The following is a 26563-nucleotide window of genomic DNA, read 5'->3' on the forward strand; positions in this document are numbered from 1 at the left end:
GGTGAGGTGGTACGGGCGGGCCCCGGACAGGGCCTAGCGGGCCCATCCCGTGACGCTCTGGCCGATGGTCTGGATCCGCTCGGCCGGACGCGCCCGGGTGCCGCCGTCGACCGCCGCCGACACCGCCCGGACCAGCCAGGCGTTGACCGACGTCCCCTCGCGGTTCGCGGCCTCCTCGGCGCGGGCCTTGAGGTGGGCCGGCAGGCGCAGGTTGACGCGGGCCGTGCCGCCCTCGTCCCCCTCGGCCGGGCCCGGGGTGCCGAGCGGTCCGGCCGGCGCGCCCGGCTCCGCGGCGGAGGAGCCGCCGGCGGTCGGCAGCGTCACCACGAAGTCGGGGTCCAGCCCGCGCAGCCGTACGTCGACCGAGCCGGGGGCGAGCTCGCGCGTGATCTCGTCCATGGCGGCGGACAGTACGTTGAGCATGGTCAGCCGGGCCGCCGACTCCAGGGGAGCGGTGAGCCTCTCGGCCAGCTCGCGGGCGTCGTCCCCGCCGGCTTCGGCGGCCACCGCCAGTTCGCGGCGGAGGGTGTCGATAAACGGCGTGAGGTCCATAACGCCATCATGGCACCACCATGGCGCCATGCGCAAGAGTTGATGGCACCGCATGGCACCGCTGGCGGCGTCACCCGTTCTGAGCTGCGAAAACGCTGGCGGGCTGGACGGAGTGGCGTGGCCTGGGGGTGTGTCGGCCCGCTTCGGGTGGCGCCATGTGGCACCGCATGGCGCCATCTGGCATCACTTCAGGGTCATTCGGCGTCGTGCGGTGCCACGCGCCCCGGTCCCCGGCCGCCCCGACGCCCCGCCCCGACGCCCCCGGCGGGCGCCCCGGCCGCCGTCCGTGGACCGGGCCGCCCGGGGGAAAACCCGCGGGGTTCCGCGAGAGTCCCGAGGAGTGCGACGGCCCCGCATATAGCGTCGGGCCGGGGGAAGGCGCAGGGGGCAGCTGACGGAAGGTGATGCCGGATGGTCTCCGGAGCGGACGACAAGCGGTTCACCGTCGCGGTGCGGACGGTGGACGGGGCTGTGCTGCTCACCCTCGGTGGTGAGCTGGACCATGACACGGCGGGCCCCCTGAAGGAGGCCCTCGAGGAGGCCGCCCCGCGGGGCGGCCGACTGCTGGTCGACATGGCGGGACTGCGGTTCTGCGACTCCACGGGTCTGAACGCCCTGCTCCACGGCCGCCTCGCCGTCCAGGAGGCCGGCGGAAGCCTGGAGCTGGCCGGGCTCAGCGGGCCGGTCGCCCGGATGTTCCGCATCACCGGCGCGGACGGGGTCTTCCCGGTCCACGCCGATGTCGCGCAGGCGCTGGGTTCGAACCAGAGCCGATGAAAGGGGCGAGGGCCGTGGAGGAGCGTGGCCCGGCCGGACGCAACCGGCTCCTGGTCCTCGAAGGGACGGCCGACCCGGTCCTGCGCAGCCGCGACTTCACCCGGCGGGCGCTGACCGCCTGGCACTGGCTGCCGGCCCGGACCTGCGCGGCCCGGGACACGGCGGAGGACGTCCTGCTGCTGGTGTCGGAGGTCGTGGCCAACGCCTGTCTGCACGGCGGCGGGCCCGGATCCCTGGTCCTGGACTGTACGGACGAGCGGCTGCGGATCGAGGTCACCGACTCCAGCCCGGTGCCGCCGGCCCTGGCGGTGGGCAGGGGTGATCCCCGGCAGCCGGGCGGGCACGGGCTGGTGATCGTGGACCGGCTGGCCCGGGCCTGGGGCTCGCGGCCCGGGGCGGCCGGCAAGTGCGTCTGGCTGGAGGTGGCGTGCCCGGCCGCCCTCAGCGGAGTGCGTCCAGAGCCGCGATGATCTCGCGGGTGGAGCTGACCCGGCCGATGCGGGGGAAGATCTTGCCGAAGCTGTGGGCGTGCGAGTCGGCGTCCAGATCGGCGGTCGCGTCCTCGGCGAAGACCAGGCCGTAGCTGTGCTCCCAGGCGGCGCGTGCGGTGGACTCGACGCCGATGCTCGTCGAGATGCCGGCCAGGACGATCCGGTGGATCCCGCGCCGGCGCAGCTGGAGGTCCAGCTCGGTACCGGTGAAGGCGCCCCAGTGGCGTTTGGTGACCGTCACGTCCCCCAGGGCGGCCAGCTCGGCCGGGATCTCCGAGAAGGCCGCCGGCGGGGCGGTGGCCGGGCCGGGGCGGTCGACATCGGTGGTGGGCAGGTCGCAGCCGTCGGGCGACCAGGCGACGTTCACCAGGACGACCGGCAGCTTGTGCGCGCGGAAGGCCTCGGCGAGTGCGATGCCGTTGCGCAGGATCTCGTCACTGGGCCGGGCGGTGGGCAGGGCGAGGATGCCCTGCTGGAGGTCGATGAGCACGAGCGCGGTGCCGGTGTCGAGGGCCGGCGCGGAGGCGGGGGAGGTCATGGGGACGACCGTAGGAAACGCCGGGCGCGGATGCACGCGTGTCCGGCGGCGGGCGGGCCGTGTCGCCACCCCTAAGATGGGAACATGGGTGCGAATTACATGGGGGAGAGTCGGCCCGAGCCGGCCCCGGAGCTGTCCGGGGCCGAGCTGCTGCGCTGGTACTGGACGCTGGAGGAGCTGACCGGACTCGCCCGGCGCACGGGCGTCCCCGCGGGCGGCGGCAAGGCCGCCCTCACGGAGCGGCTCGCCGCCGCGCTGGACGGGCGTGCCGCCCCGGACCCGGCCCCGGCCGCCCGGCGCGGGGGGCGGCAGCTGAAGGCGCCCGTCGACGGGGCCAGCGTGATCCCCGAGGGGCAGCGGTGCAGCCAGGTGCTCCGGGAGTTCTTCCGCCGGGAGATCGGGCCGGGCTTCCACTTCGACGCCTTCATGCGGGAGTACGTCGGCCAGGGCGCGGGCCGCACCCTCGCCGAGGCCGTCGCCCACTGGCACGCCACCCGGCAGCGGGCCGCCGAACCCCAGGAGGTCGGCGCCCAGTTCGAGTTCAACCGGTTCCTGCGCGACTGGCACGCCCGCCACCCGGACGGCACCCGCGACCGGGCCCTCGCCGCCTGGCGCGAACACCGGGCCCGCCCCCGCGGCTGACGCCCGCCCGGGCGGCCCCCCCCCGGCCACGCCCCGCGTCCGGCGGCATCCGCAGGTGTGCGATACAGCCCCGGCCCACCCCGAATCCGGTCAGACTTGACAAGATCACCAGAAACGATCTTCGTATGGCGGCGGAAGCGACATACTGACGGACGTGACCGACGACACCGTTCTGATCGAGACCGACGGCTGTACGGGGCTGATCACCCTCAACCGTCCCCAGGCCCTCAACGCCCTCACCCACTCCATGGTGCTGAGGATCGGGGAGGCCCTGACGGCCTGGGAGCACGATCCCGCCGTGAGCCAGGTCCTCCTGCGCGGCGCCGGGGAGCGCGGCCTGTGCGCGGGCGGGGACATCCGGGCCATCCACGCCGACGCGAAGGCCGGCACCACCGGCTCCCTCGACTTCTGGCGGGACGAGTACCGGCTCAACGCCCGCATCGCCCGCTACCCCAAGCCGTACGTGGCCCTCATGGACGGGATCGTGATGGGCGGCGGCGTCGGGCTCTCGGCCCACGGCGGCGTCCGCATCGTCACCGAGCGGTCCAGGGTCGCCATGCCCGAGACCGGCATCGGCTTCGTCCCCGACGTCGGCGGCACCTACCTGCTCTCCCGCGCCCCCGGCGAACTCGGCACCCACCTCGCCCTCACCGGTACGGCCGTCGGCGCCGGAGACGCCCTGCTGTGCGGGCTCGCCGACCACTACCTGCCCTCCGACTGGCTGGAGGAGTTCACCCGGGAGCTCACCATGGCGCCCGTCGCCGAAGTGCTGCCCAAGTTCCACGGCGCCACCACCCCCCGGTCCACGCTCGCCGCCGAACGGGAGTGGATCGACCACTGCTACGCCGCCGACACCGTGGAGGAGATCCACAAGCGGCTGCTGGGGTCGGGCCCGGCGGCCGCGCGGGAGGCCTCCCGGCTCCTGCACGCCAAGTCGCCGACCTCCCTCAAGGTCACCCTCGCCGCGCTGCGCCGCGCCCGCGAACTGGATTCGCTGGAGCGGGTGCTGGAGCAGGAGTACCGGGTCTCCGCGGCCGCGCTGTCCACGCCCGACCTGGTGGAGGGGATCCGGGCCCAGGTGATCGACAAGGACCGCCGCCCGCGCTGGTCGCCGGCCGCCCTCTTCCAGGTCCGCCAGGCTTCGGTGGACCGGCACTTCGCCCCGCTCGGCGAGGACCGCGAGCTGACCTTCCCGCCGTCCGGCGCCGGCCGCGGCTGATCCGGGTCGCCGGGCGTCCGGGGCCGCTGCACGCGGCCCGCGGCCCGGGACACCCGGCCTCCCGTGTCAGTCCCGGCCGAGCCGGACCGCGAGGCCGTCGAGGACCCGCTGGAGCCCGTAGTCGAAGTTCTCGTCCCGCAGTCGCGCCGGGTCCTGGCCGTGCCGGGAGTACGCGTGGTCCTTCACCACGGGATGGTCCTCCAGGGCCGCCTCGGCGGCGGGCAGCAGCGACTCCAGCCACTCCGTCTCGCTCTTCCCGCTGCGGGCGAGGAGCGAGAGGTAGGAGGCCTCGCTGGTCGTGGCGCCGATGACGTAGGAGATGACGGCCTTCACCGCGAGGTCCGCCTCGCCCGCCGGGAACCCCGCCGACACGGACAGCCCCAGCAGCCGGTCCGACATCCGGATCAGGTTCGGGCCCAGGTACGCCAGCCCGACCTGGCCGAGGACCGAGGCCACCCAGGGGTGGCGCAGCACCATCGCGCGCAGGCTGTGCCCGCACTGCGCCAGGGCCTCGCGCCATCCGTCCGGGCTGCCGGCCTCGGGGAGTTCGAGTTCGCCGTAGACCTCGTCGACGACCAGCTCGATCAGCTCGTCCTTGTTGGCCACGTGCCGGTAGAGGGAGGTGGCGGCGGTGCCCATCTCCGCGCCGAGCTTGCGCATGCTGAGCGCCTCGATGCCCTCGGCGTCCAGGAGCCGCACCGCGGCCGCGACGATCTGCTCCTGGCTGAGCGCGGGCTGTTCCTTCTGTCGCCGCGGCCGGGTCCAGACGGAGGGCACCGGCGCGAGGGTCTGCTGCTCTGAAGAGGACATGTCCTCACCCTAACCCGTTGCGAACAGTGTACGCATCATGCGTACACCCGTACGTGGAATCCGTTCGGAAAGCGGGCCCGGCACGCCCCGGAACGACCCCGCGGCGGCCCCCAGGGGGCCCTCGGGCGGCCGCGCGCCCCCGCCGGGGCGGGGCGGCCCCGGCGCCCTCCGGCAGGCCTCCACGGACCCGTCCGTAACCTTCCCGCACCGCCTCCGACCTGGGGTCATGTGAGCCCGCCGGGCTATGATCTCCCCCTGGACGAAGGGGAGTTGATGGACCGCACCATACGCTCGGCGGAGGACGTACTGGACCTCCTGGACGGGCTGTTCGCGCAGGACGCCGACCGCTGGACGGACGGCGGTGCCTCCTGGTGGGACGGCTTCTACGCCGACCGCTCCAAGCCCGTGCCGTTCTTCGTCGCGAAGCCGGACGAGAACCTCGTCTCCTACGCGGAGAGGGGGCTGATCCGCCCCGGCCGCGCCCTCGACCTGGGCTGCGGGCCCGGACGCAACGCCCTCCACCTCGCCTCCCTCGGCTTCGAGGTGGACGCCGTCGACCTCTCGCCGACGGCCGTCGCCTGGGCCGAGGAACGCGCCCGCGAGACCGGCGCCACCGGCGTCCGCTTCCACCGGGGCGACGCCTTCCGGCTCACCGCCGCCGAGCTGGGCGGCCCCTACGACCTGGTCTACGACTCCGGCTGCTTCCACCACCTGCCGCCCCACCGCCGCGTCAGCTACCTGGCGCTCCTGGACCGCGTCCTCGCCCCCGGCGGCCACTTCGCCCTCACCTGCTTCGCCTCCGGCGCCATGGGCTGCGAACTCCCCGACGCCGAGCTCTACCGGCAGGGCGGCCTCGGCGGCGGCCTCGCCTACACCCCCGAGTCGCTGCGCCTGATCTTCTCCGGCCTGGAGGAGGCCGAACTGCGCCGGATGCGCGACGAGGACGCCGAGTCACCGCTCTTCGGCGAACCCTTCCTCTGGACGGCCCTGTTCCGGCGTCCGGAGCCGGCTCAGCGGTAACCGGTGGTGTCCGCCGGCCGGCCCGGGTCCTGGACCTCCACCATGTACCGCCAGGCGTCCGGCCGGCTCCCGTCGAGGTCCGTGAACCCGTAGACACCCGCGAGCTGCCCGCTGGAAAGGGACCGCCCGTTCCAGCGGGACACCTCCGGGTCGGCGGCCAGCGCCGCGACCGCGCGCCCCACGTACGAGGGGGTCTCGGAGATCGCGAAGTGCGGGACCTTCTCCAGCGCGTCCCGCCAGTTGTCCTCCGTCACCCCGAACGCCTCCAGCATCATCTCCGAACGCAGCCAGCCCGGCGTCAGCGCCACCGCCGTCGCCCCGCGCGGACCCAGCTCGTGCCCGAGGGAGAAGGCCATCCGCAGCACCGCCGACTTGGCCAGGTCGTAGAAGAACGAGTTCCGGTAGCGGGTCGCGTTGTAGTCGGCCGTCCCGTCGGTCATCTCCACCACCAGGCCGCCCGGTTCGCGCAGCATCAGCGGCAGCGCGAAATGGCTCGTCACCGCGTGCGTGTCGATGGCCAGCCGGAGCAGCCGCAGTCCCCGGTCCAGGTCGTGCTCCCAGACCGGGCTCTCCCACTCGAAGAGGTGCTCCCCGCCCCAGATGTCGTTCACCAGCACGTCGAGCCGGCCCTGTTCGGCGTCGATCCGCCCCACCAGCGCCTCCACCTGCGCGGGCTCCAGATGGTCCGCCACCACCGCGACCCCCCGGCCCCCGGCCGCCGTGACCAGCTCGGCCGTCTCCTCGACCGTCTCCGGCCGGTCGTACTCGGAACGCCGCCCGGCGGTGCTGCGCCCCGACACGTAGACCGTCGCGCCCCGCGCCCCCAGCTGCACCGCGATGCCCCGCCCCGCACCCCGGGTCGCCCCAGCCACCAGGGCCACCCTGCCTTCCAGATCCCGCGCTTCCACCGGCATGCCCCGACCCTACGGCCACGGCGGCCCCGGCGCGGTCCGGAGGCCGGAACACGCCCCGTCGGGGCTTGTACAACACCCCCGTCAGGCCGCACTGTTGGCCGGATCCGTCCATCCGGCCGACCTCAGGAGAGCCCGCTTGTCACCCGACCGCGCGCACGCGCACCCCCAGGCCCACGTCATCGACCCCGCCGGCGGCTGCCCCCACGCCCTCAACGCCCGGCTGCGCGCCCGGGGCGCGGTGGCCGACGTGGTCCTCCCCGGAGGCATACCCGGCGCGGTCGTGCTCGGGCACGAGGAGCTGAAGGAGTTCCTCGCCCACCCCGACGTCGCCAAGGACGCCCGCCACTTCCCCGGCCTGCACGACGGCACGGTGCCCGCCGACTGGCCGCTGCGGGTCTTCGCCAACGCCCAGGGCATGCACACCGCCGACGGCGCCGACCACCGCCGCCTGCGCTCCCTCGTCGGCAACGCCTTCACCGCCCGCCAGGTGGAGCGCCTGCGCCCGCGCGTGGAGGAGCTGGCCGACGGCCTCCTCGACGGCCTCGCCCGCGCCGCCGGGGACTCCGCCGACGGGACCGCCGACCTGCGCACCCACTTCGCGCTGCCGCTGCCGATGAGCGTCATCTGCGAACTGCTCGGCGTGGACCCCGGGCACCGGGGCAGGCTGCACCACCTCTCCAACACCGTGATCATCTCCACGGACGTCCCGCCCGCCGAGGTCATGGCGGCCGTCAAGGAGCTCGTCGAGCTGATCGCCACCATCGCCGCCGCCCGCCGCGCCGAACCCGGCGAGGACCTCACCAGCGCCCTGATCGCGGCCCGCGACGACGACGGCGACCGGCTCAGCGAGGCCGAACTCATCGGCACCATGCGGCTGATGCTCGTCGCCGGCCACGAGACCACCCTCAATCTGATCAGCAACGCCGTCCGCGCCCTGTGCACCCATCGTGACCAGCTCGCCCTGGTCCTCGACGGCAAGGCGAGCTGGTCGGACGTGGTCGACGAGACCCTGCGCTGGGACGGGCCGGTCAGCTGGTTCCCCTTCCGCTACCCCGTCCGCGACCTGACCCTCGGCGGCACCGTGATCCCCCGGGGCACCCCCGTCCTGGCCGGCTACACGGCGGCGGGACGCGACGCGGCCGTTCACGGTCCCGACGCGGACCGGTTCGACGTCACCCGCCCCGGCGCCGGCCGCAACCTCTCCTTCGGGCACGGCGCCCACTACTGCGTCGGCGCCCCGCTCGCCAGGCTGGAGGCCACCATCGCCCTGGAGCGGCTCTTCACCCGCTTCCCCGGCCTCGACCTCGCCGTCCCCGAGGGGGAACTCCCGCACCAGCGCAGCTTCATCGGCAACAGCGTCGAGTCCCTGCCCGTCCGCCTGACCGCGGGCTGAGCACCGCCCAGGGGGGTGTCCGCAGCTGCCGCGGCGGGCTGCCCCCGTCCTGTGCGGAGGCGGCCGCCCGGTCCCGTCCCGCTACGCGCGCACGTCCACCGTGACGGAGTGCCGGCCCGTCGCCCCGTCGGGCAGGGTGCCCGTACGCCGCTCCGGCTGGACCTCGCCCCGGCCGTCGGTCGCCCGGACCTCCAGGGTGTGCCGCCCGGGCAGCGCCTCCCACGGCCACACCCACTGCCGCCAGGTGTCCACCCCGTCCGCCGCCCCGAGCCGGGCGTCCCGCCAGGGCCCTCCGTCGGCCCGAACCTCCACCCGGGCGATCCCCCGGTGCTGCGCCCACGCGACCCCGGCCACCGCGACCGGGCCGGCCGGGCGCTGGGAGAACGGGCGCGGGGTGTCGATCCGCGACTGCGTCTTGACCGGCGCCTCCCGCGCCCACGACCTGCGCACCCAGTACGCGTCGTACGCGTCGAAGGTCGTCAGCCGCAGCTCGCGCAGCCACTTGCAGGCGGAGACGTACCCGTAGAGGCCGGGGACGACCATCCGCACGGGGAAACCGTGCGCGAACGGGAGCGGCGCCCCGTTCATCCCGACGGCCAGCAGCGCCTCCCGGCCGTCCATGACGGCCTCGACGGGGGTGCCGATCGTCATCCCGTCCACCGAGCGGGCCACCAGCTGGTCGGCGGGCCCACCCCGCGACGGCGGCCGTACCCCGGCCTCGCGCAGCAGGTCCGCGAGGCGCACGCCGAGCCAGCGGGCGTTGCCGACGTAGGGGCCGCCGACCTCGTTGGAGACGCAGCACAGGGTGATGTCGTGCTCGACGAGCGGCCGGGCGAGCAGCTCCGGCAGGGTCAGGGTGAGGGGCCTGGTCACGCCCTCCCCGCGGACGTCCAGCCGCCAGGCGTCCGCGTCGACGCGGGGCACCACCAGGGCGGTGTCCACGCGGTAGAAGTCCCGGGCCGGGGTGAGGAACGGCCCCAGGCCCGGCACGCGCAGGTCCGCCCCGGCGGGTACCGGCGGCGCGGGGACGGCGGGGGGCGGCAGGACCAGGTCCGCCCGGGAGGCGGTGGCCCCCGCCGCGCCGTGGGCGCCGAGGCGCCGGCCCGCGTACCCGGCCGCCGCCGAGGCGGCCACGGTGGCCGCCAGCAGCCGGCCGAAGGCGCGCCGGTCCAGCGGCCAGGTCCCGCCGGAGCGGCCCGCGGCCGGGCGGGGCCGGCGCAGGGCCGCCGCCAGTACGTACAGCACCCCGGCCGCCACCGCACCGCCCGCCAGCGAGGGCAGCGCGTCCCGCCAGTCCGCCCCCGGCCGGCCGAGGGCGGCCACCGCCCCGAGGACCCCCACCGACGCGGCGAGCGCGCAGCCCGCGCGGGGCCGTCGCGGCGCGAGGATCCCGGCCGTCACGGCGAGCACGGCCAGCAGCACCACCGTCCCCAGGGTCAGCACCAGCTTGTCGGAGGTGCCGAAGGCCCGTACGGCCCACTCCTTGACGGCCGCCGGAGTACGGTCCACCACGGCCCCGCCGACCGCCGTGAGCGGGGCCGCCTCGGGGCGTACGAACGCCGCCGCCAGTTCCGCGACGGCCAGCCCGGCGAACGCCGCGGCCAGGCCGGCGACGGCGCCCGCCCGGCGCGTTCCTCGGTCCCCCCGGGTTCGGGTCATCCGGAGCCACCTCCGTCCTGTCACGGTAGCCCCGGAGCGGTCACGGGCGCGCCGCTCCCGGCGGCTGCGCCCGCACCGCCTCGCAGCCGCAGCCCGCGGCACGCCCCTCGGGGGCGGGACCGGCCGGGCGGCGTTTGCGCAGCTCCACGACGCCGTCGGTGATGCCGGCGGCGGGCGCGGGGGTCTGGGTGCGCTCGTGCGCGGTCTCGGACATGTCGGTGCACTCCTGTCGCCTCGTGGCCCGCATCGGGGAGGGGCGGCTGCCGGAACGATTCGGCGGCCGCCCCTCCCCGATGCGGGCCAGTGAACCCGGCACCCCCGCCGGGCGGGGTCCGCCCGGCGGTGATTCCCCCGGAAGTGTGGTGCCGGGCGCCGCGACCCGGTGGACCTTTCCGGGCACGGCACTAGACCGGCAGGGACCAGGCCTGGTCCACCTGGTGGTCGCCGCAGGCCGCCAGCCGCAGCCGTTCGGCCGGGGCGTCGGGGGTCGCGGGCGCCGCCGGGGCGGTCAGGCACTGCCCGCTCGTCTCCTCGACCAGTGCCCCGTCGCGGCGGTGGCTCCAGCTCTGGCCCGCCTGCCGGCCCGGGGCGCAGTCCGCCAGCTCCACCAGGCCGCCCGGGCGGGCCGTGAGGCACTCGCCGGCCAGCTTCAGCCGCCCGCCGCCGCCCAAGGTCCAGCGCTGGTCGGCCCCTGCGGTGCAGGTCCCCAGGACCACCGAGCCGACCCCGCTGGTGCTGGTCCCGTCGGCGCACTTCGCGCCGAGCCCGTTGATCTGCCCGGTGGGCACCGCCTCGGCGCAGCCGCGCGGGGTGAGCCGCCACACGGCCGTGTCGTGCGCGCCGAGCCGGCCGGTCAGCGCGTTCACCACCTCGGCGCGGCGCCCGGTCCACAGGTCCTCGGCGTCCGCCACGCACGCGGCGGGCAGTCCGACGTCGGCCAGCGGTACCAAGACGTCCCGGGTGCTCGCGGAGCGGTTCAGCACGGCCACCGCGCGGTCGCCGTTGGCCAGCGGGCGGGCCAGCACCTCGAAGGTGGCGTTGGAGGAGACCACCGCGCCCTGTCGGCCCAGCGGGTCCTGGTCCAGTTCGATCAGGCGGGTGTTGCCGAGCGCCGCGCGCCCGCCCGGGGTGAGGGCGGACACGTCGGAGGACAGGATGAAGGGGGCCGCCATCATCGCCCACAGCCCGACCTGGCTGCGGCTCTCCGCGTCCGTGAGGCCGGGGGCTCCCGCGATCAGGAAGTCGGGGTCGTTCCAGTTGCCGGGGGACGCGTACCGGCCGAGCCAGCGGTTGTAGCCGTAGTTGCCGAGCACCGAGCTCCAGCGGGAGGTGGCGGGGGCGTTCGGGGCGTACACCTTGATGTCCCGGCCCTCGCGCCACAACTGGCCCGTCTCGCCGACCCAGTCGAGCACCTTGTGCCAGTCGGAGCCGCCCCACTCGCCCTGCTGGAAGTAGGCGGGCGCGGAGGCGGACAGCACCATCGGGCGGCCGCTGTCGCGCAGCGCCCGGGCCACGGAGTTGTAGGCGTCCCGGTAGGCCTGCTCCTTCGTCTTCCCGGGCGGCACCCACAGGTTGCAGCCGTCCATCTTGACGTAGTCCACCTTCCACGACGCGAACTGCCGCGCGTCGCGGGCGTAGTGGTCCGGGCCGCCGCCGTCGGGGGAGCCGCTCCCCGGGTAGCGCTCGCAGGTGAGGGAGCCGGCGTCCTCGTAGATGCCGAACTTCAGTCCCTTGGCGTGCAGGTACTCGCCGAGCCAGGCCATGCCGTGCGGGAACTTGACGGGGTCGGTGACCAGGTTCCCCCGTGCGTCGCGCTCCTTGAGCATCCAGCAGTCGTCCACGGTCACCGTGTCGTAGCCCTTGGCGGCGAGACCGCCGGCGACCAGGGCGTCGGCGTTGGCGACCACCTTGGCCTCGTCGATGTCGCACATGTAGTGCGCCCAGTTGTTCCACCCCATGGGCGGGGTGAGGGCGAGCGGGGTGTCCGAGGTCGCGGTCGGCTCGGCCGCCGCGGGGGCGGGGGCGGGGACGAGCACGAGGGCGAGCAGGGCGGCCGCGGTGAGACAGGGGAGCGAGGCGCGCGGGCGAGGCGGCACGGGGTCTCCTTGGCGTGGGGGAGTACCGGCGGACATTCGTGCCTCAGTGCAGCGGTGCGACTACCCGCTGTCAACATAAGTCGATGGTTATGGCTCAATGACCAGCAATATGGCCGCAGTCGATGTCACACGTCCGTGGCGGGCGAGGTGGAGAGCCGCCGTATGTTACGACGGCTGATACGCTGTATCTCATGCCGAGGAAATCACCCGCCCTGGACCGCGCCACCCCGGAGGCCATCGCCCTCACCGCCCTGCGCATCCTCGACGAGGAAGGGCCCGGGGCCCTCAGCTTCCGCGCCCTCGCCGAACGGCTCGACGTCTCCCACGCCACCGTCCAGCGCCGCTGCACCGACCTCGCCGGCCTGCTGGACCTGTGCACCGACCACCTCGCCGGACAACTCCCCGAAGTCCCCGCCGGAACCACCTGGGCCGAGGCCTGCGAACAGCGCTTCGGCGCCCTCTACCGGCTGCTCACCGCCCACCCCGGACTGCTCGCCCTGCGCGGCGGCCGCCCCTGGCTCGGCCGGCAGCTGCTGGCCCGCCTCGTCGAACCCGCCCTCGCCGACGGCGTCGCCGCCGGGATGACCCCGGCCGAGGCCATGACCGCCTACCGGCGGATGTACCTGCTCACCCTGGGCAGCGCCGCCTTCGTCGACCACCGCGACCCGGCCGGGGCCACCGCCGCCTCCCGGGCCGCCATCGCCGCCCTCGACCCCGCCGGGTTCCCCGTCCTCACCGGCGCACTGGGCGACGTACTGCCCCCGCTGACCGACCACGAGGTGTACTACGGCGCCCTGCGCCAGCTCATCGAGGCAGCCCGGCCCGCCGGCCGGCCGGCCGCGTCCTGACACCGCGAAAGGCAGACCGACCATGGAACAGCAGCTCGACTACGCCGCCGTCCGCGCCGCGGCCGCCCGTACCGCCGGCGCCGTCCGGCCCGCCGCGGTGGTACCCGCGTCCGAAGGCGTCTGGTACGCCCTGGAATACCTCCAGCACACCGGCTCCTTCAAGGCGCGCGGCGCGCACAACTTCCTCGCCGCGCACCGCGAGGCCGGGCACCTCCCGGCAGCCGGAGTCACCATCGCCTCCGGCGGCAACGCCGGCCTGGCCTGCGCCTGGGCGGCCCGCGCACAGGGGATCCCCGCCACCGTCTTCCTCCCCGGCAACGCCCCGCGCGTCAAGGTCGACCGGCTGCGCGGCTACGGGGCCGACGTACGGCTCGTCGGCGACCGCTACGCCGAAGCCCTCGCGGCCTGCCGGGAGTTCGCCGCCGACAGCGGCGCCCTGAGCAGCCACGCCTACGACCACCCGCTCGTCGCCGCCGGCGCCGGGACCCTGCTCGACGAGGTACGGGCCGCCCTGCCGGGCCTGGACACCGTCGTCGTCGCGGTCGGCGGCGGCGGGCTGTTCGCCGGCGTCGCCACCGCCGCCCGCGAGCACGGCGTACGCGTGGTCGCCGCCGAGCCCGAGCACTGCCGGGCCCTGAACGCCGCCCTGGAGGCCGGCGAGCCCGTCGACGTCCCGGTGGCCTCCGTCGCCGCCGACTCCCTCGGTGCCACCCGGGTCTCGGCCGACGCCCTCGCCGCCGCCCGGCACGGGAACGCGGTGTCGGTGCTCGTCACGGACGAGGCGATCGGCGTCGCCCGCAGGGCGCTCTGGGACGAGCACCGGATCGTCGTCGAGGCCGGCGCCGCCACCGCCCTGGCGGCCCTGCGCACCGCGCCGGAGCCGCTGGGCGAGCGGGTCGCCGTGGTCCTGTGCGGGGCCAACACCGACCCCGGGGACCTCTGAGCGACGATCGTCGCCCCGGCCCGCGACTTTCGAGTACGGCACCGGCCCCCGCGCGCCTGCGAGGCTCCGGCACGACGGTGCGGAGGGCGCCGGAACGTCGAGGGCACGGAGGAACGGGGCCATGGCTCAGCGCAAGGGTTGTCTCATCGGGTGCGGTATCGCGCTGGTGCTGGGGGTGGGGCTCCTCGTGGCGCTGTTCTTCGGGGCGGCCAAGGTCCTCGACATAGCCGACAAGACCCTGCTCGACCCGAAGGTCTACGAGGAGGTGAAGGTCGGCGACGCCGAGAGCCAGGTCCGCGCCAAGCTGCCCTCGGGCGACACCTTCGTCAAGGACGCCCTCAAGGAGGGCGGCCCCGCCGAGCCCGCCGGCAGCGTCTGCGCCTGGTACCTCTCCGCCGCCGACGGTCAGACCGAGGACGTGCTCCGCTTCTGCTTCAAGGACGGAAAGCTCGCGGAGAAGGCCCAGTACCGCATGAAGTAGCCGTGCGGCCGGGCCTTCCCGCTCCCCGGTCCTACCCCCGGCCGTCCAGCCGGGCGGCCGAGCGCGACAGCCCGTCCGCGGCCGTGGCGCACCGCCGGGCCAGCTCCTCGACCCGGGCCCGGAAGGCGTCGGCCTGCGGGCCCCTCCAGTCCAGGCCGTCACAGGCGCCGCGCAGCCGGTCCGCCCGCTCCCGCAGGGCGGCGGCGTGGCTGCGCAGGCCGTCGGCGGGGTGCCCGCTCACGACAGCTCCTTCCAGGGGGCGAAGGCGTTGGTCACGCCGGCCAGCGCCGGGGCCAGCTCGGGGTGGTGCCGCAGCAGCACCGTCACCATCGAGTTCCGGTCGATCCAGCGCAGCCCCTCGGCCGTGTACACCTCCGGCCGGTAGTCCGTGGTGAAGAACCGGTCGCTCTTGATGCGGCGGGTGGCCATCAGCGCGAACACCCGGAAGAGGGTGTCGCTGAACCCGAAGCCCGCCGGCCTCGGCTCGGCGAGGTTCCCGACCAGGGTGTCGACCCGGTCGAGCCGCCCGTCGTAGAGCTCCCGCAGCAGCGGGGTGTCGCCCGGGTGCCCGCCGGTCAGCTCCTCGAAGGAGGTGACGGGCCGCTTGCGCAGCATCCGCCGCTGGGCGTTGTAGCGGGGGATGCCCCGCTCGCGGTCGCGCAGGATGTCCACGGTCCCGAGGTCGATGTGCTCGCCGGACAGCCGCTTCAGGTTCCGCAGCGCGTCCGGGTGGTTGTGCAGGACCAGCGCCCCGGGGTTCGAGACGCCGAAGGTGTAGAACAGGTCGCTCATCCCGAACGCGTCGACCGCGCTGCGCGTGGTCGCGCCCTGCATGTCGTCGAAGCCGACGACCTCGCGCCGCGCCCCGCGCCGGTGGTCGCGGACGGTGATCTCGTCCGGGATCAGCGGGTGCAGCCGGTACGCCGAGACGAACTCCTCCGTCATGGAGAAGGGGGCGGCGTGGTGGTCGGTACCCGATCCCCGGGAACCGCTGAAGACCTCGCCGCCGACCCGGCCGAAGGTCTTGGTGACCCAGCGGGGCAGCAGCCCGTACCAGTTGGCGCGCATCGCCTGGTGCACCACGGGGTGGTCGAGGATGCCCGGGGTCCACTCCACGGTGTGGATCTTCGCCATGAGGGCGGTGTTGACCAGCCGCGCCGTGTGGAAGATCCGCTCGTCGTCCCAGGTGGGGTGGTGCGAACGGACGAGGTCGCAGATGGAGTTGTGCTCCTTGGCGAAGAGCGTGTGCAGCAGCGACAGGCCGGTCCAGTAGTCGCTGTTCATGCCCGTGGCGTCGAGGCAGTCCATCCCGGGCCGCGGATCGGCGGGCAGCCGCCCGTCGGCGACGATCAGCCGGCCGTGCTCCCCGGTGCGCAGCGAACGGCAGCGGGCCTCGTCCGACCCGTAGACCTGAGAGCCGTCCCACCAGTGGCTGACGGTGTTCTCGTACGTCGGCGGGACGTCCGGGGTGGTGTGCGCGACCGGGTCGGGGCGGGTGCGGTTCACCCGCATCGGGCAGCCGCCGCCCTGCTCGGCCCAGTCGTCGTCGGCGGCGAGCGGGACGGTGAACGGCTCGGCCTCCTCGTTGTCCCCGTGGTTGGCCCAGCCGTGGTTCTGGAACTGGATCCACGCGGCGGCCAGCAGGTTCAGGGTGGGCGCGGGGGTGAAGCCGCGCCGGGCCAGCAGCTGACGGCTGACCTCCCGGGGACTGGGCGTCATCAGCGCCTCGTCCTCGTCCGGATAGGCCATGTGCAAAGGGGTGTTGCGGTCCAGCCGGGTGCCCACCCGGCCCATGTCCTCGTCGTAGGGGTCGTAGCCCGACCCGTCGTACGAGCGGTACGGCGCCAGGTGCTTCGTGGGCCGGCGGTCGCGCTCGCCGCCCGCGCCGAAGGTGTCGTGCAGGTTGTGGCGGCGCAGGTCCTCGCGGATCACGGCCAGGTTCAGCAGGCCGAGCGGGGCGGGCAGTTCGTACCACTCGCGGGTGCGGTTGAGCCGGGCGAAGGCCGCCGACTCCAGCCGCTCCAGCAGTCCGGGCGGGCCGTACGGCTGCGGCGGCGCGGGCGGCGGCTGGTGCCGGTGGGAGGTCTGGGCCGGCAGCTCCGGCGGGGCCGGCGCCGTATCCGTCGGGGGAGTGTGCGAGTCGGTGTCGGTCATGCGGGGTCCTCAGCGGTCGTGGAGGGTGAAGAGGTGCGTGCCGGTGACCCGGCCGCGGAAGGCGGCGAGCTCGGAGTCGACGTGCGTGCGCGCGTGCGGGACGTCGTGTTCCAGGTTGTGCGCGTACCGCTCCGCGGCATGGCACAGCGGGAAGGCGTGGGTGTCGTCGGTCCAGGTGAACTCCGTGAACTGCTTGGGCAGTTCGTACGGGGACACCGAGGAGCGGCCCTCCAGGCTCGGCACGATGTCGTGCTCGTTGACGAGCGAGACCACCCGGGTGCGCGGATCGGCGGCCCGCTTCTGGTCGATGGGCGAACCGATCGCGACCACGTGCGTCACCGTGTACAGCGCGTTGAAGTCCCGGCTCGCCGCCAGGTTCATCGCGGTGATCCCGCCCTGGCTGTGGCCGACCAGGGCGACCTGCGACCCGGAGGGGACGAGCCGGCGCATCGCCCGGACCACCGCACGGGTGTAGGTGGTGTCGATGGAGCCCACCGCGTCGATGCCGCCCAGCAGGTCCTGCGGGCTCTCCTGGTTGAAACTCGGCCCCATTCCGGCCAGTTGCACGACGTAGCGCCGCTCCTCGTCCGGTCCGTCGACCTGCTGGACGAGCAGCAGGCCGCGCGTGCCGATCCGGCCGATGTTGCGGACGTAGCCGACGATCGTGCCCGAGGTGTCGATGCTGCCCAGCAGGGCGGCAGAGGGGGTGTGCGGTTCGGCGCGTCCCTTCCCCCGGTTGAGGAACGCCCACACCGAGGTGCTCACCCCGACGAAGTAGTCGGAGGTGAGCGGCCGGCCGGTGGCGATCTGCCAGCCGGCGGTGTCGTTGAAGGGGTTCTCGTCGGTCAGCGCGTTCCAGGCCATGATGTCCGTGAAGGACGGTGCCAGCAGGGCGAGGGCGTACTCCGCGCCCTTCTCCGTCAGCAGGCCCCGGAACAGCCGTACCGCCTCCGCCTGGCGGTCCTCGTCGATGGCGCGCAGCACCCGCGAGGTGGTCGGGTTGTCGAGCAGCTCCGGGTGGCGCACGGCGGCCGCCCGGATCCGGGCCTTCAGGCCGGTGACGGCGAGGCTTACCGCCAGGCTCTCCCGGCTGGTCAGCACCCCGGCCAGCCAGAGCGCCCCGGCGAGCGGGGCACCGCCCTGCGGGGCCCAGCCCAGGCCCTTCGGGTCCATCAGGGTCCGCAGCAGCCCGCGCTGCGCGGCGCGGGCGCGGCGCGGGCCGGCCGCCGCCAGCGGCAGCCGGGAGCCGAGGGCGACCCGGGAGGCGTAGCGCGCTGCGTCGCGGACGGTGTCGGCGGCTTCGGCGAGCTCGCGGCATACGTGGTGCAGGGAGGCGATGTCCGGCTGGGTGACGGACGCTTCGGCTTCGGTCATGGCGGGACTCCTCCTACAGCCGGCCGAGGCGCAGCCGGATGCCGGCCGTGTCGAGGATCCCCGGCAGCGGACGCCCCGGGTCGAGCACCGGACGGGCCCCGGTGAGGCGGTGGCCGCGCAGCACCTCGGCGCAGACCAGGGAGGTGAGCAGCAGGGCGACGTACTCACCCGGGCAGCGGGCGCCGCCGTGGCTGAACGGGGCCACCCGGGTGTCCCGGTGCACGTCCGGGGCCAGCCAGCGGCCCGGCGCGAACAGGTTCCCGCCGTCGACCCGCTCGGGGTCGCGCTGGTGGAACCCCATCGGCACCAGCACGTTGGTGCCGGCCGGGTAGCGCACCCCGCCCCATTCGGTCTCGGTACGGGTGACCCGTACGAGGTCGGGCACGATCGGGTACAGCCGTACCGACTCCTCCAGGCAGGCCCGCAGCCTCGGCAGCCCGGCGACGCGGTCGGCCGCCTCGGCGTGGGCGGCCTCCTGCTCGGCCGGGTGGTGGGCGAGCAGCAGCAGGGTGCGGGCGACGACGGGCGCGGCCAGATCGATGCCGAGCAGCCAGTGGTGGGTCTGGCCGAGCGGGTCGGTGCCCTCCGGGGAGGGCACGGCCAGCGCGCGGGCGGCCAGGGTGTGGGCGGGGGCGTCGGCCGCGTACCGGGTGATCCGGGCCTCGATCTTGGAGTAGAGCGCCTTGGCGGCCTCCGGCTTGCTGCGGCCCATCCAGTTGGCCTGGCCGCGCAGGGTGGCGAGCCAGTCGGACAGCTCCTGGTCGTCGGATGCCTGGTCGCCGAGGACCACCCGCCGGGAGATGCGGGTCAGCGTCTTCCACAGCAGCGGGAAGTCGACGACGGAACGGGAGGTGAGCCGCCGGCACTCCTCCTCGACGACGGTCCGGTACTCCGCGCAGGAGGGGTGCACCGGCTGGTCGGCGGCGAGCGCGTCGTCGTTGACCCGGCGCCGGTCCTCGCGCACCTGCCCGTGCGAGCAGATCACACCGGTGGGTTCGAAGACGGAAAGGCTGGCGTACTTGTCGTCGGCGTCCATGGCGAGGTCCGAGACCGGCTCCTCGAAGAACCGCCGGATGTCGGCCTGGTCGAACAGGACCAGCATCTCGCCGGAGAGCGCGCGCACCATCACGGGCGCGCCCCGGTGCCGGGTCCGCATCGCGCGCAGCGTGGCGTTCGACCAGGCGGGCTGGTTGACGCGGGAGTACAGCGCCATGACCGGGAAGCGGGGGCTGGCGACGCCGCGTACGAAGACCGGCAGGGTGTGGGTGGCGACGAAGCGGACGGTTTCCGCTAGGCCGGCCCGGACGGGCGGCAGCCCGGGGGCCCCGCCCCGCGTGGTGTCCGGGGCCTCGGTGGACTGGGTCATGCGGTGACCACCTTGCCGGGGTTGAGGAGGTTCTTGGGGTCGAAGAGCCGCTTGAGGCCGCGCTGGAGCTCCAGCGAGACCGGCCCCAGCTCGCGCTCCAGCCACTCCCGCTTCAGGGTGCCGATGCCGTGCTCGCCGGTGGTGGTGCCGCCCAGTTCGAGGCCGGCGGCCATGATGGCGTCGTACGCCTCCCGGGCGCGGCGCAACTCGTCCGCGTCGGACTCGTCGAAGACGACCGTGGGGTGCAGGTTGCCGTCCCCGGCGTGGCCCAGCGTGAAGATCTTCAGGTCGTAGCGCCGGGCGATCTCCTCGATCTGCCCGATCAGCGTGGGGAGCGCGGTCCTCGGCACGGCGACGTCCTCGATGAACGCGGTGAGCCCGCCGCCCCGGGAGGCCATGTAGGCGGCGAGGGCCGGGCTGACCAGCCTGCGCGCCTCGATGATCTCGTACGCCTCCTCGCTGGTGGCGGACGTGGCGATGTGCTGGGCGCCGGCCTCCTTGCAGAGGATCTCCATGGCGGACAGCTCGGAGGAGGGGTCGGCGGAGTCGCTCTCGACGATCAGGGTGGCGGCGCTGCCGGGGCGCAGCAGCGGGTGGGTGCCGAGGTCCACGACGGCCTGGGTCGTGGCCCGGTCCAGGAGTTCGAGCGCGGACGGGGTGTGCCCGGCGGCGGTGATCGCGGCGACGGCGTCCCCGGCGGCGGTGAGGGTCGGGAACTGGGCCAGCAGCGACAGGGCCGGGGGCCGGGCGGGCCGCAGCGCGAGGGTGGCGCCGACGACCACCGCCAGGGTGCCCTCGGATCCGACGATCAGGCGCGTCAGGTCGTACCCGGCGACGCCCTTGGCGGTGTCCCGGCCGGTGCGCATCCGCCGCCCGTCGGGCAGGACGAGGTCCAGCCCGAGGACGTAGTCGGCGGTGACCCCGTACTTCACGCAGCAGATGCCGCCCGCGCCGGTGGCGATGTTCCCGCCGATGGTGCAGCGGTCCCAGGAGGCCGGGTCCGGCGGGTACGTCAGCCCGTGCTCGGCCACGGTCTGCGCGAGGCGCCGGGTGGTGACCCCGGGCTCGCAGCGGACCAGGCGGTTGGCCGGGTCGACGGAGAGGATCCGGTCCATCGCGGCGGTGGACAGCACCACGCAGCCGTCGACGGCGTTGGCGGCGCCGGCCAGGCCGGTGCGGGCGCCCTGCGGGACGACGGGGACGTCCAGTCCGTAGGCGGTGCGCATGACGTGCTCGACCTGCTCGGCCGTGCGGGGGACGGCGACCACGGCGGGGGTGCCGCACTCGGAGAAGGGGGCGGAGTCCCGGGAGTGGGCGGCGAGTTCCGCCGGGTCGGTGAGCAGGGCCTCCGCGGGGAGCGCGGAGCTGAGCCGTTCGAGCAGCAGGGTGGTGGTGTCGTTGGTGAGGGGCATGCCGGCCTTCCGGGGGCGGTGCGGTGGAACGACTGGGGTGGCTACAGGGTGGGGAGTTCGGTGGTGACGGGTACGTCGATGAGCACCGGGCCGTCCTGCTGGAGGGCCGATTCCCGGACCAGCTTGGTCAGTTCGCCGAAGCCGGTCGCCTGGTGGGCGCGGACCCCGTAGCCGGTGGCGATGGCCGCGATGTCCAGGCCCGGGATGTCGAGTCCGGGGGCGCCCTGGGCGCGCTCCACCTGGGCGAACCACTGGAGGATCGCGTAGCTCTGGTTGCTCAGGACGACGAAGGTGACGGGGACCTTGTACGCGGCCGCGGTCCACAGCGCCTGTACGGCGTAGTGGGTGGAGCCGTCGCCGATGACGCAGACCACGGGCCGGTCGGGGGCGCCGAGCTGGGCACCCACGGCCGCGGCGAGACCGAAGCCGAGGCCGCCGCCCGCCGTGAACAGGAACGAGCCGGGGGTGTCGATCCGGGTGGCGTCGTGGAACTGGCCCAGGTTGGACGGGGATTCGTTGACCCAGAGGGTGTTCGCGGGGGCTCCCTGGGCGATGGCCGTCATCGCGGCGAGCGGGGTGAGCACCCCGTCCACCTCGGCCGTGGACTCGGCCCGCGCGATCCGCGCGGCCGGGGCGGCGGCCTCCCGTACGGGCAGCTCCGTGAGCAGGGCCCGTACCGTCAGGGCGAGGTCGGCGACGAGCGCGTCCCCGACGGGGGCGCGGGCCGCCTCGTCCGCGTCCCGGGTCAGGTGCACCAGCTCGGTGCCCTCGGGCAGGTAGGCGCCGGGGACGTAGGGGTAGTAGCAGAACACCGGGGCGCCGATCACGAGGACCAGGTCGTGCCCCTCCAGGCAGCGGGACAGCGGTGCGATGGCCGGGGGCAGCATCCCCCGGTACTGCGGGTGGGACTTGGGGAAGGCGACCCGGCCCTCGGTGGGCGCCGACCAGACGGGCAGGCCGGTGCGCTCGGCCAGTTCCACGACGGCGTCCCAGGCCCCGGAGGCGTCCACGTCGTTGCCGGCGACGAGGACGGCGTTGCGGGCGCCGGCCAGGCGGGCGGCGAGCTGCCGGACCACCTCGGCCGAGGGCGCGGCGGCGTGCGTCACGGTGCGGGCCGCGGTCCGCCGGGCGGCCCGGTCCTCGTCCTCGCCGAGGACCACGTCGAAGTCGTCCATCGGCAGCGAGACGAACACCGGCCCCTGCGGCGGGGTTTCGGCCACCTGTACGGCCCGGGCCAGCGCGGGGGCGACGTCCGCCGCGCGCGGGGGCTCGTACGCCCACTTCACGGCGGGCTGCGGCAGCAGGGTGGACTGCGGGTTGGCGAGCAGGGCCTCCATGGTGAGCATGGCGCGTACCTGCTGGCCGGCGGTGACCACCATGGGGGTGCGGTTGGCGCGGGCGTTGAGGATGGCGCCCATCGCGTTGCCCGTGCCCGGGCCGGTGTGCAGGTTGACCAGGCCGGTGGTGCCGGAGGCGAGGGCGAAGCCGTCGGCCATGCCGACGACCACGGCCTCCTGGAGGCCCAGCACGTAGCGGAAGTCGTCGGGGAACTGCTTGAGCATGGGCAGTTCGGTGGAGCCGGGATTGCCGAAGACCGTGGTCATCCCGCGGGCTCGCAGGACGTCGAGGGCCGACTCGCGGACCGTGCGCATGGGGGTTCCTTCGCGGAGCGGGCGGAAGCAGTGGGTGATCAATCCATCACATTGCGTTCATCAAGGCAAAATCCATGATCCGTTCGGGTCGGACGCCGGAGAAGCCCTGGCGACCGCCCGCTGCGCGTGTTATCGGCCCGTCCGGCGGCCCGGAGGACGTCCCGGCCGGCCTCCTCCGCCGGCACCAGGGCCGGCGCCATGATGAACGGGCCCGGGACGCGCGGGAAGGCGGACGCGTCGGCCACCCGGACGGAGAGGCGCCTCGTGTCCCGCACCGCCGGCTCGTCGAACTCCGGTACGTGGCCCGTGAAGTTGCCCGGCGCGCGGAAGACGGACATCTCCGGGATCTCCGGGTCGCGGGCGGCCCTCAGGTTCTGGCGCGGCGGCTTTGAGGAGGTCGTCGATCCAGATCATTGAGGCGCGGAGGCGGAGGCCTGCGAGGTAGCTCTCCGGCGCCTTGTCGTAGCGAGTGGCGATCCCTCGCCAGGCCTTCAGCTTGTTCTTTCAGGCGGATCCTGCGTCTGCAGCGGACCCGTCGACGCGCGGCATGTCCGTTCTGTTCCTCCGGGCCGCCCCTTTTTGCCGTGCCTCCTCCTGCTCCTGCACAGCCTCTTCCAGGGCCTCCAAGAGGTGACCAGCGACAAAACCGCTCTCCCCGAACGGGCCGCCCCGGCGATCAGGCCTTCTGGGAGAGCGGAGAAGACGCCGACGTCCCGCCAGACCCTAAAGCGCCCGTAGACGGTGGCCCAGGGCCCGAACTCGGAGGGCATCTCCCGCCACTGGCCGCTGGAGCGGAACCGCCAGATCACCCCCTCGAACTGTTCCCGCAGCCGTTCGGGGTACGGGCCGTACCTGCCGATCGGCAGGTACGGCTCGATCAACTACCATTGAGCATCGGTGAGTTGCCTCCGTGTCACGGTCAATTCCTACTGGGCTCCACCCCACGAAGAGGGCGGAACCCAGCAACTGATCACGACATCACGCAGGCCCTGGGCGTGCCCCTGCGTCGGCGGACCTGCGGCCTCTGGTCGAGCGTCGTCGCGATCGATACCGTCAACGGCTGCCCTTGCCTCCCGCTTCCCGGGGCTCCGGGCCCCCTCGCACGCCGGTTAGCTGCGGGCGGTGCGGCGGTCACTGTCGATGGCGAATGCCTCCGCGGTGTTCAGCGCGGTGGTGTCGATCTCGCCGCCGAGGGCGTACACACAGGTGTTCTTGGCGTACCGGCGGTCGCTGTCGAGGTCCTTGGGGCAGGGCGCCGCTGCCGCAGCCAGGAAGTCGCGGGGCGTCGGCAGCGAAGGGAGGGTCGCCCACCTGTTCGTGACTGGGCTGTACTCCTCCACCGTGCCCAGGACCTCCGTAAAGTTGCGGCCGCCGATGGCGTACACGCAGGTGTCCTTCGGCGCCTCGGTGCACGGTGCCGCTGTCCCCGCCAGGAAGCCGCGGGGAACCGACAGCGAGGGGAGGGCCACCCACCGGTTGGCGGCGGGGCTGTATGCCTCGACCGTGTCCAGGACCGCGACTCCGTTGAACCCGCCGGCGGCGTACACGCACGTACCGCGCAGGCCCTCGACGCCCTTCGGGCACGGCGCGGCCGCCCCGGCCAGGGTGCCGCGGGGCGTCGGCAGCGAGGGGAGGGTCGCCCACCGGTTGGTGGCAGGGCTGTATGCCTCGACCGCGCCCGTGGAGCCGGCTTCGCTCAGGCCGCCGATGGCGTACACGCAGATGCCGCGCAGGCCCTCGACGTCCTTCGGGCACGGCGCGGCCGCCGCCGCCAGGCTCCGGCGGGGCGTCGGCAGCGAGGGCAGGGACTCCCACGCGTCGACGGCCGGACGGTACACCTCCACCGTGTCCAGGAAGCCGGACTCCAGGTTGGACCCGCCGATGGCGTACACGCAGCCGCCCTTGGAGGGTCCGCGGTCGCCGTCGCGCTCCTCGGGGCAGGGCGCCGCCACGCCGGCCAGCCGGTCGCGGGCGGTGGGCAGCGGGGACAGGGTCTGCCATTCGTTCAAGGCCGGGCGGTACGCCTCCACCGTGTTGAGGACGGTGAGATTGGGTGAGTGCGTACTCCCGCCGAAGGTGTACACGCAGGTCTCCTGCGCGTGCGCCCGGGTGTCGTCCGACTCATCGGGACAGGGCGCGCTGGCCCCCGCCAGAGCCGCACGGGCGGTCGGTACCGGGGGCAGGGTGAGCCACGCGTCCTGAGCGTTGGCGGCAGTGGCCGTCAGGGCGAGCAGCGGCGCGAGCGCGGTGACGGCGAGCCGCCGGCACAGCGAGCGCCGGCGTGACGGTTTTCGGCTGCCCGTCATCGAGTCCGGCCCCGGACCGGCCGGGACGCCGCGACAACGTCGCAGCAGAACCTCCGCGGCGCTCTTGCGCCGGCCGGGCTGGTTACTGCTTCCCATCGGATACCTCTTTCGCGGCACGCCGCAGCGGTGCGCCGCGGGGTGAAATCGGAGCTTTGTGCCCATCTATATCCGGACCTTGGTGAGTACCCGTCACCGACGCCGCCGAACGGTGCAGACCACACCCACGCGCAGTAGCGGCATCCCCTGCCCGCCCGTGACACGCGCACCCCGCAGGTCACGCGGCTCGTCGACCAGCACGGTCAGCGGCGCGTCCTGACCGACACCTTCCAGACGACGGTGCTGCGAGACCGCCGGGTCATCCGCCGGGCGGAGCCGGCCGAGGCCCTGTCCGCTCTGCGGCGGCGCCCGGGATGCACGCAGTGCCCACAAGAAGAGAGGGCGCGAGAGGCGGCCGGCCCGTCAGCCACGACGCCGATCTTTACAAGGAACGGAACACCGTCGAACGCCTGATCAACAAGCTGAAGGCCTGGCGAGGGATCGCCACTCGCTACGACAAGGCGCCGGAGAGCTACCTCGCAGGCCTCCACCTCCGCGCCTCGATGATCTGGATCGATGACCTCCTGAGGGCCGCCGACTGATCACCACCTCACACAGGGCCTAGGCCGGCGGGAGGGGGGGGCGTCCCAGCGCTGCCAGGCGGCTCCCGCGCAGTTGCGGACCTCCACGTTGTCGCCATTGGAGGTCAGACAGCGGCCGTCCAGGTCGGTGTGGATCTCGAAGAAGTCGGCTGCCCCGGCCGGCGATGCCATGCCCGGAGCGACCGCGCCCGCCAGGACGAGCATCACGGCGGTGGCGGCGAGTCGAATGCGCATACGCGTGGTTCGGCCGGAGGCCGCGCTCCCGACCTTCGCGCCGGCTCAGCGCTCGCGCTGGCGGAGGGATTCCTGGGATGCGACGTACTTCAGCATCAGGCGGGCGAAGTCGAGGCGTTCGCGCTCGCTCCAGTCGGCGGTGATGTACTCGAAGGCCGAGCGCTGGTGCTTGCGAAAGCGGTCCATCAGCTCCTGGCCGCCGGGGCTGAGGTGCAGGATCGTGCGGCGGCCGTCCTGCTGGGAGGCGGCGCGGACCAGGTAGCCGGCGGAGATGCAGTCGGACACCATGCGGCTGGCCACCGAGGGGTCGACGCCCAGGTGGTCGCCCACGGCGCCGACGGTGACCTCGCGGGCGCCGTCCTGCCCGATCTCCAGGACGACGTTGAGGACCAGGGTCCGGCCGAGGTCCTTCTGGGAGATCGGGTTCTCGACCTCCAGGAGCGAGGAGCGTCGCAGTTTTCCGAAGGCCGGACCGACGGCGTCCAGCAGCTCGTCGTCCGCCGCCGCCGCGTCCGCCGCCTCGTGCTTCGTCATGGCCCCCATCGTACATACGTGACCCTTCGAAGGCATGTGTTGACATGAAAACGTGTGCATGCCAGCATGCATATGTCAGCAGCCAACGAATGGAGCACCTCATGACCACCCTCATCACCGGCGCCCGCGGCAAGGTCGGCCAGGCCGTCATCGCCCGCCTGCACTCCGCCGGTCTCCCCGTCCGCGCCGCCAGCGCCGAGCCCGCCGCGCTCACCGTCCCGGCCGGCGTCGAGTCCTGCGAGCTCGCCCTCGACCGCCCCGAGACCTTCGCCGCCGCACTGGACGGCGTACGCCAGGTCTTCCTCTACCCCGAGCCCGCCGGCATCCACGAGCTGATCGCCGCCGCCGAAGCCGCCGGCGTCGAGCACGTCGTCCTGCTGTCCTCCTCCTCCGTCCTGGCCCCCGGCGCCGAGGGCGACCCGCTCGCGAGCCACAGCCTCAAGGTCGAGCGCGCCCTCGCCGCCTCCACCCTGACCTGCACCTTCCTGCGCCCGGACGCCTTCGCCAGCA

Annotated in this window: 26 protein-coding genes and 2 pseudogenes; 11 read left to right on the forward strand and 17 right to left on the reverse strand. The window is 74.2% G+C overall.

Features of this window, described 5'->3' with window-relative positions:
- Window positions 1-33: 33 nt before the first annotated feature.
- Window positions 34-552 carry a hypothetical protein gene (locus tag ACZ518_RS26140; protein WP_469115413.1) on the reverse strand — a complete coding sequence of 173 codons (519 nt, stop codon included), beginning with the start codon at window positions 550-552 and terminating at the stop codon, window positions 34-36.
- A gap of 411 nt (window positions 553-963) precedes the next feature.
- Here ACZ518_RS26140 and ACZ518_RS26145 point away from each other — a divergent pair, with 411 nt between their 5' ends.
- Window positions 964-1329 (forward strand): STAS domain-containing protein, encoded by a 366-nt coding sequence (locus ACZ518_RS26145; protein WP_469115414.1) that lies wholly within the window; start codon window positions 964-966, stop codon window positions 1327-1329.
- A 14-nt stretch (window positions 1330-1343) separates the two neighbouring features.
- A complete protein-coding gene (locus tag ACZ518_RS26150) occupies window positions 1344-1799 on the forward strand; it encodes an ATP-binding protein (protein WP_469115415.1) in 456 nt (151 codons plus the stop codon).
- On the opposite strand, the gene ACZ518_RS26155 is transcribed toward ACZ518_RS26150, so the two are convergent.
- Window positions 1771-2358, reverse strand: a complete 588-nt coding sequence (locus tag ACZ518_RS26155; protein WP_469115416.1) for a hydrolase — start codon at window positions 2356-2358, stop codon at window positions 1771-1773. The genes ACZ518_RS26150 and ACZ518_RS26155 overlap by 29 nt on opposite strands.
- 84 nt (window positions 2359-2442) lie before the next feature.
- Here ACZ518_RS26155 and ACZ518_RS26160 point away from each other — a divergent pair, with 84 nt between their 5' ends.
- Both ACZ518_RS26160 and ACZ518_RS26165 read left to right on the forward strand, forming a co-directional pair.
- On the forward strand, window positions 2443-3000 hold the full coding sequence (locus ACZ518_RS26160) for a DUF6434 domain-containing protein (protein ID WP_469115417.1): 558 nt from the start codon (window positions 2443-2445) through the stop codon (window positions 2998-3000).
- A gap of 154 nt (window positions 3001-3154) precedes the next feature.
- Window positions 3155-4219, forward strand: a complete 1065-nt coding sequence (locus ACZ518_RS26165) for an enoyl-CoA hydratase/isomerase family protein (RefSeq protein WP_469115418.1) — start codon at window positions 3155-3157, stop codon at window positions 4217-4219.
- Window positions 4220-4285: 66 nt separating this feature from the next.
- On the opposite strand, the gene ACZ518_RS26170 is transcribed toward ACZ518_RS26165, so the two are convergent.
- Window positions 4286-5029: a TetR/AcrR family transcriptional regulator gene (locus ACZ518_RS26170; RefSeq protein ID WP_469115419.1), complete on the reverse strand. Its 744-nt coding sequence runs from the start codon at window positions 5027-5029 to the stop codon at window positions 4286-4288.
- A gap of 273 nt (window positions 5030-5302) precedes the next feature.
- Here ACZ518_RS26170 and ACZ518_RS26175 point away from each other — a divergent pair, with 273 nt between their 5' ends.
- Entirely contained in the window at window positions 5303-6049 is a 747-nt protein-coding gene (locus ACZ518_RS26175; RefSeq protein WP_469115420.1) for a class I SAM-dependent methyltransferase, read from the forward strand.
- Here the strand turns inward: ACZ518_RS26175 and ACZ518_RS26180 are convergent.
- Window positions 6040-6963: an SDR family oxidoreductase gene (locus ACZ518_RS26180; protein ID WP_469115421.1), complete on the reverse strand. Its 924-nt coding sequence runs from the start codon at window positions 6961-6963 to the stop codon at window positions 6040-6042. The two genes, ACZ518_RS26175 and ACZ518_RS26180, sit on opposite strands and share 10 nt — an antisense overlap.
- Window positions 6964-7099: 136 nt before the next feature.
- Here ACZ518_RS26180 and ACZ518_RS26185 point away from each other — a divergent pair, with 136 nt between their 5' ends.
- Complete coding sequence (locus tag ACZ518_RS26185) at window positions 7100-8356, forward strand: cytochrome P450 family protein (protein WP_469115422.1); 1257 nt, start codon at window positions 7100-7102, stop codon at window positions 8354-8356.
- Window positions 8357-8437: 81 nt separating this feature from the next.
- On the opposite strand, the gene ACZ518_RS26190 is transcribed toward ACZ518_RS26185, so the two are convergent.
- From ACZ518_RS26190 to ACZ518_RS26200, 3 genes are all read right to left on the reverse strand, one after another.
- Window positions 8438-10015, reverse strand: coding sequence for a molybdopterin-dependent oxidoreductase (locus ACZ518_RS26190; RefSeq protein ID WP_469115423.1), 1578 nt, complete (start codon window positions 10013-10015; stop codon window positions 8438-8440).
- Window positions 10016-10055: 40 nt separating this feature from the next.
- A complete protein-coding gene (locus ACZ518_RS26195) occupies window positions 10056-10229 on the reverse strand; it encodes a hypothetical protein (RefSeq protein ID WP_469115424.1) in 174 nt (57 codons plus the stop codon).
- A 190-nt stretch (window positions 10230-10419) separates the two neighbouring features.
- Window positions 10420-12111 (reverse strand): ricin-type beta-trefoil lectin domain protein, encoded by a 1692-nt coding sequence (locus ACZ518_RS26200; RefSeq protein WP_469115425.1) that lies wholly within the window; start codon window positions 12109-12111, stop codon window positions 10420-10422.
- A 191-nt stretch (window positions 12112-12302) separates the two neighbouring features.
- Between ACZ518_RS26200 and ACZ518_RS26205 the strand changes: the two genes are divergently transcribed.
- The 3 genes from ACZ518_RS26205 to ACZ518_RS26215 all read left to right on the forward strand — a co-directional run bounded on the left by ACZ518_RS26205 (window position 12303) and on the right by ACZ518_RS26215 (window position 14383).
- Window positions 12303-12959 (forward strand): TetR/AcrR family transcriptional regulator, encoded by a 657-nt coding sequence (locus ACZ518_RS26205; protein WP_469115426.1) that lies wholly within the window; start codon window positions 12303-12305, stop codon window positions 12957-12959.
- A 22-nt stretch (window positions 12960-12981) separates the two neighbouring features.
- Window positions 12982-13902, forward strand: coding sequence for a serine/threonine dehydratase (locus ACZ518_RS26210; protein WP_469115427.1), 921 nt, complete (start codon window positions 12982-12984; stop codon window positions 13900-13902).
- A 121-nt stretch (window positions 13903-14023) separates the two neighbouring features.
- Window positions 14024-14383, forward strand: coding sequence for a hypothetical protein (locus ACZ518_RS26215; RefSeq protein ID WP_469115428.1), 360 nt, complete (start codon window positions 14024-14026; stop codon window positions 14381-14383).
- 31 nt (window positions 14384-14414) lie between these two features.
- Here ACZ518_RS26215 and ACZ518_RS26220 read toward each other — a convergent pair whose 3' ends face one another.
- From ACZ518_RS26220 to ACZ518_RS26255, 8 genes and pseudogenes are all read right to left on the reverse strand, one after another.
- Window positions 14415-14624, reverse strand: a complete 210-nt coding sequence (locus tag ACZ518_RS26220; RefSeq protein ID WP_125818322.1) for a hypothetical protein — start codon at window positions 14622-14624, stop codon at window positions 14415-14417.
- On the reverse strand, window positions 14621-16537 hold the full coding sequence (locus ACZ518_RS26225) for a peroxidase family protein (RefSeq protein WP_469115429.1): 1917 nt from the start codon (window positions 16535-16537) through the stop codon (window positions 14621-14623). Before ACZ518_RS26225 ends, ACZ518_RS26220 begins: the two co-directional genes overlap by 4 nt.
- 9 nt (window positions 16538-16546) lie before the next feature.
- Window positions 16547-17911: an alpha/beta fold hydrolase gene (locus ACZ518_RS26230; RefSeq protein WP_469115430.1), complete on the reverse strand. Its 1365-nt coding sequence runs from the start codon at window positions 17909-17911 to the stop codon at window positions 16547-16549.
- A gap of 13 nt (window positions 17912-17924) precedes the next feature.
- The gene (locus tag ACZ518_RS26235) at window positions 17925-19277 is read right to left on the reverse strand and encodes a cytochrome P450 (RefSeq protein WP_469115431.1); all 1353 of its coding nucleotides are present in this window, start codon (window positions 19275-19277) and stop codon (window positions 17925-17927) included.
- Window positions 19274-20689: an FAD-binding oxidoreductase gene (locus tag ACZ518_RS26240; RefSeq protein ID WP_469115432.1), complete on the reverse strand. Its 1416-nt coding sequence runs from the start codon at window positions 20687-20689 to the stop codon at window positions 19274-19276. The genes ACZ518_RS26235 and ACZ518_RS26240 overlap by 4 nt, the downstream gene beginning before the upstream one ends.
- 41 nt (window positions 20690-20730) lie before the next feature.
- Entirely contained in the window at window positions 20731-22341 is a 1611-nt protein-coding gene (gene mdlC, locus ACZ518_RS26245; RefSeq protein ID WP_469115433.1) for a benzoylformate decarboxylase, read from the reverse strand.
- Window positions 22342-22722: 381 nt separating this feature from the next.
- A pseudogene (locus tag ACZ518_RS26250) lies at window positions 22723-23222 on the reverse strand (transposase); the annotation flags it as partial.
- Window positions 23223-23450: 228 nt separating this feature from the next.
- On the reverse strand, window positions 23451-24647 hold the full coding sequence (locus ACZ518_RS26255) for a Kelch repeat-containing protein (RefSeq protein ID WP_469115434.1): 1197 nt from the start codon (window positions 24645-24647) through the stop codon (window positions 23451-23453).
- Between the two features lie 434 nt (window positions 24648-25081).
- Here ACZ518_RS26255 and ACZ518_RS26260 point away from each other — a divergent pair.
- Window positions 25082-25285, forward strand: a pseudogene (locus ACZ518_RS26260) (hypothetical protein); the annotation flags it as partial.
- Here the strand turns inward: ACZ518_RS26260 and ACZ518_RS26265 are convergent.
- Window positions 25286-25519 (reverse strand): hypothetical protein, encoded by a 234-nt coding sequence (locus ACZ518_RS26265; RefSeq protein ID WP_469115435.1) that lies wholly within the window; start codon window positions 25517-25519, stop codon window positions 25286-25288.
- Between the two features lie 45 nt (window positions 25520-25564).
- Complete coding sequence (locus tag ACZ518_RS26270) at window positions 25565-26053, reverse strand: MarR family winged helix-turn-helix transcriptional regulator (RefSeq protein WP_469115436.1); 489 nt, start codon at window positions 26051-26053, stop codon at window positions 25565-25567.
- 101 nt (window positions 26054-26154) lie between these two features.
- On the opposite strand from ACZ518_RS26270, the gene ACZ518_RS26275 reads away from it, so the two are divergent.
- A partial coding sequence (locus tag ACZ518_RS26275; RefSeq protein ID WP_469115437.1) for an NAD(P)H-binding protein occupies window positions 26155-26563 on the forward strand: 409 nt, incomplete at its 3' end.

Source organism: Streptomyces sp. NPDC033966 (genome assembly GCF_055575955.1).

Bases quoted from the DNA above. Each gene is read 5' to 3' on its own strand.
- ACZ518_RS26140 (WP_469115413.1), bottom strand. From the start codon at position 552: ATGGACCTCACGCCGTTTATCGACACCCTCCGCCGCGAACTGGCGGTG.
- ACZ518_RS26145 (WP_469115414.1), top strand. From the start codon at position 964: ATGGTCTCCGGAGCGGACGACAAGCGGTTCACCGTCGCGGTGCGGACG.
- ACZ518_RS26155 (WP_469115416.1), bottom strand. From the start codon at position 2,358: ATGACCTCCCCCGCCTCCGCGCCGGCCCTCGACACCGGCACCGCGCTC.
- ACZ518_RS26160 (WP_469115417.1), top strand. From the start codon at position 2,443: ATGGGTGCGAATTACATGGGGGAGAGTCGGCCCGAGCCGGCCCCGGAG.
- ACZ518_RS26170 (WP_469115419.1), bottom strand. From the start codon at position 5,029: ATGTCCTCTTCAGAGCAGCAGACCCTCGCGCCGGTGCCCTCCGTCTGG.
- ACZ518_RS26175 (WP_469115420.1), top strand. From the start codon at position 5,303: ATGGACCGCACCATACGCTCGGCGGAGGACGTACTGGACCTCCTGGAC.
- ACZ518_RS26180 (WP_469115421.1), bottom strand. From the start codon at position 6,963: ATGCCGGTGGAAGCGCGGGATCTGGAAGGCAGGGTGGCCCTGGTGGCT.
- ACZ518_RS26190 (WP_469115423.1), bottom strand. From the start codon at position 10,015: ATGACCCGAACCCGGGGGGACCGAGGAACGCGCCGGGCGGGCGCCGTC.
- ACZ518_RS26195 (WP_469115424.1), bottom strand. From the start codon at position 10,229: ATGTCCGAGACCGCGCACGAGCGCACCCAGACCCCCGCGCCCGCCGCC.
- ACZ518_RS26205 (WP_469115426.1), top strand. From the start codon at position 12,303: ATGCCGAGGAAATCACCCGCCCTGGACCGCGCCACCCCGGAGGCCATC.
- ACZ518_RS26210 (WP_469115427.1), top strand. From the start codon at position 12,982: ATGGAACAGCAGCTCGACTACGCCGCCGTCCGCGCCGCGGCCGCCCGT.
- ACZ518_RS26215 (WP_469115428.1), top strand. From the start codon at position 14,024: ATGGCTCAGCGCAAGGGTTGTCTCATCGGGTGCGGTATCGCGCTGGTG.
- ACZ518_RS26225 (WP_469115429.1), bottom strand. From the start codon at position 16,537: ATGACCGACACCGACTCGCACACTCCCCCGACGGATACGGCGCCGGCC.
- ACZ518_RS26230 (WP_469115430.1), bottom strand. From the start codon at position 17,911: ATGACCGAAGCCGAAGCGTCCGTCACCCAGCCGGACATCGCCTCCCTG.
- ACZ518_RS26235 (WP_469115431.1), bottom strand. From the start codon at position 19,277: ATGACCCAGTCCACCGAGGCCCCGGACACCACGCGGGGCGGGGCCCCC.
- ACZ518_RS26240 (WP_469115432.1), bottom strand. From the start codon at position 20,689: ATGCCCCTCACCAACGACACCACCACCCTGCTGCTCGAACGGCTCAGC.
- mdlC (WP_469115433.1), bottom strand. From the start codon at position 22,341: ATGCGCACGGTCCGCGAGTCGGCCCTCGACGTCCTGCGAGCCCGCGGG.
- ACZ518_RS26255 (WP_469115434.1), bottom strand. From the start codon at position 24,647: ATGACGGGCAGCCGAAAACCGTCACGCCGGCGCTCGCTGTGCCGGCGG.
- ACZ518_RS26265 (WP_469115435.1), bottom strand. From the start codon at position 25,519: ATGCGCATTCGACTCGCCGCCACCGCCGTGATGCTCGTCCTGGCGGGC.
- ACZ518_RS26270 (WP_469115436.1), bottom strand. From the start codon at position 26,053: ATGACGAAGCACGAGGCGGCGGACGCGGCGGCGGCGGACGACGAGCTG.